This window comes from Pseudoalteromonas lipolytica (genome assembly GCF_900116435.1).
Lineage (GTDB): Bacteria > Pseudomonadota > Gammaproteobacteria > Enterobacterales > Alteromonadaceae > Pseudoalteromonas > Pseudoalteromonas lipolytica.
Map to the genome: position 1 here is coordinate 1 of NZ_FPAZ01000041.1, position 2,600 is coordinate 2,600.

Below are 2,600 nucleotides of genomic sequence, written 5' to 3' on the forward strand. Positions count from 1 at the left end.
CATAGGTCATCTAACGAGACCTTTACTCCCGCTTTTGGATCAGCCAAACGAGCCTGTGCCAAAGCAATAAGCGCTTCATCTTCACTTGTTAACAGCACTGACTTGAATGGCAGTTTTTCTCTTTGTGCAACGTATTCCAGTGTTTGTCTCAATAACTCTGATGGCGTTATTCCTAATTTTTCTAACGCTGCGTAAGAACGCTCTTTCAGATCATCATTCACACGAATATTTATAGTAGCCATAACGCACCTGTACCTACATTTGTATATACACCTATTGTATTCTACTGACACAGCTTTGCAAGCTCCAAAAACGGATTAAAATCGCCTGTGGGCGATTTTAAACGTTTTTGTGAGCCAACAAGCGCAGCGCGTTAGCCCCTGCCAAAAACAGCGTGAAAATTCTAGATCTGTGCAATTCCGCCCCCGCTAGGTACAACTTCGCTTTGCTCGTATAACCTAGCGGGGACAAGGATTATGATAATTTAACGCATGTAATTACACGCAATGCGTATGATTTGATAATTTTAAAATCATTCTGTAATATCAGAGGCTCTTAAAAAGTCCATTGCAACTTCGATGCAACCCAGCAGCCTTAAAAGGCATTACCTAACACTGGTTAAATAGTTAGAGTTTCATGCGGTATCCCTACCACCATAACTGGTTAGTCATGAAAATGTTAAACCCATTAATCAATAAAACTGGAGTTCATTAGAAACAGAGAGACACTGCCAAACTCACTCATTATGAGGTAGACGCTTAGGCGTAAAACGAAGTTAATCAAAAGGTGAGAACGGTCAACACCTTGCTTAGTAACTAAGCAAAACAAAGGCGAAGAGGCATTAAGTTGTCGCTGAGTTACACATAAGTGTTTCCAGTAAATCTTACAGAAATGAGGTTTAAGTTTTGACAGATTTTGATCCGGTAGCTGAAGTTGAAGCATTAAAAGCCCAAACGAAAACGATTAGGAAACGTAGCTACACACAGCGCAAAAGTCGCTTAGATAAATTCCATACTGAGTTAATTGCCATGCACAAACACGGCGCAACAATCGCAGAGTTAACACGCTGGCTTAGAAAAAAGAAAGCTATCAAAGTAGCAGAGTCTACCGTAAACCGTTGGCTAAAAAATCATGGCTAGATTTGCCACTAAATCACCAGAGCAACAAGCTCACTCAGTAGAAAAAGCGCTACAAAAATCTGATGCAATAGATTCAGTCCGTACCTTATTAAATTACACAGAGCGATTAGAACAAGTAGCTAAAAACATGCCTGAATTTGGTATACAGGGTGAAATTAGAGATCTAACACCTGAAACTGCCATTCAATACCTAGAGGCAAGAGGCCAGGACATCGGGCAAAAAACGCTTGATATGGAACGCCAGGCGATTCAATCAATGCTTACTCATGTAACAGGTAAGCTTGAACAAGGTGAACGACTTCCTGTTATCAAATCAGAACACGAGCAAGCACTTTCAAGCCGTGCTTACACGGCAGAGCAAGTAAAGCTTATTGCTGAGTCGCAGACCGACAAACACGCCTTATCCACTCAACTCGCTTATGCAGCAGGATTAAGAGCTCATGAGTTACACACGCTATCACGCGTATCTGAAAAACAAGCAAGTGAAAGACCTGTATTGGATAGTAAATTTCAAGGGAGGGAAGGTGTCATTTATACCGTTACCGGTAAAGGCGGACTAACTCGCGAAGTCCTTATACCTAATAAATTAGCCGACAAACTCGAAGAACGTAGGCTTGATGTACCGCAACAAACCACTGATCGCGGTGTTCATTACGAACAGAAATACGAGATTGGTGCTGGTCAAAAGTGGTCCAATTCATATACTCAAGCCTCAAACCGTGCACTTAGTTGGTCTGAGGGGGCACATGGATTACGCCATAGCTACGCACAAGAAAGAATGAACGAGCTTCAAAACTCAGGCTTTACACGCGATATTGCACTTGAAACTGTAAGCCAGGAACTCGGTCATTTTCGCCCAGAAATTACAGAGGTTTATTTACGATGAAAACAACTTATATCGTATTTTTAGTGATTATAGCAGCAGGTTTGGGGCTTTGGTATTCAATCGATGTACTCAGCAATACAACTCTTTTAATCGAAGAAAATGGTGAGCTTTATAGAGACGGTTACACCACTGCAGAACGATTTTTTGCTCTATGGCCAGTCAGTATCATTGGCGGACTAATTTTAGCGATAGTCATAGGTGTTGTAGTCCTAATTACCTTCGATGTTAGCAAAGAATCAGAAGTGAAAGAGCTAAAAGCTAAACTTGAAAACCAAATCTCACATTATGAACAATTAAAAATTCAATGCTTATCAGATGTAAAAAGTGCAAATGAGCTAGCCAATAAAGCACTAGAAAATGCTCGCACCCAAGCTGAACTTGAAGTAGAGCAGGAACGAACAGAAATTGAAGCTGAAAAACAACTAATCTCAAAAACTAAAGTGGAGTTAAACGAGTTCTATCAAGAAATAAAAAGTAAATCTGACGAAGTTGAGAACACACGTATTGAAAATAACAAATTAATAGAGCACTACAAACGAGAAGTAAAGATCACAAAACAAAAAACGAAAAATCAC

General features: G+C 40.2%; 4 protein-coding genes. 3 read left to right on the forward strand and 1 reads right to left on the reverse strand.

Going from position 1 to position 2,600, the window contains the following annotated elements; translation table 11 throughout:
- A partial coding sequence (locus BM378_RS20170; protein WP_074989890.1) for a type II toxin-antitoxin system RelB/DinJ family antitoxin occupies positions 1-242 on the reverse strand: 242 nt, incomplete at its 3' end.
- Between the two features lie 663 nt (positions 243-905).
- On the opposite strand from BM378_RS20170, the gene BM378_RS20175 reads away from it, so the two are divergent.
- The 3 genes from BM378_RS20175 to BM378_RS20185 all read left to right on the forward strand — a co-directional run.
- Positions 906-1,139 carry a hypothetical protein gene (locus tag BM378_RS20175; RefSeq protein WP_074989891.1) on the forward strand — a complete coding sequence of 78 codons (234 nt, stop codon included), beginning with the start codon at positions 906-908 and terminating at the stop codon, positions 1,137-1,139.
- Positions 1,132-2,025 (forward strand): site-specific integrase, encoded by an 894-nt coding sequence (locus BM378_RS20180; RefSeq protein ID WP_074989892.1) that lies wholly within the window; start codon positions 1,132-1,134, stop codon positions 2,023-2,025. The genes BM378_RS20175 and BM378_RS20180 overlap by 8 nt, the downstream gene beginning before the upstream one ends.
- On the forward strand, positions 2,022-2,600 hold a 579-nt coding region (locus tag BM378_RS20185), incomplete at its 3' end, for a hypothetical protein (RefSeq protein ID WP_143104614.1). The genes BM378_RS20180 and BM378_RS20185, both read left to right, overlap by 4 nt.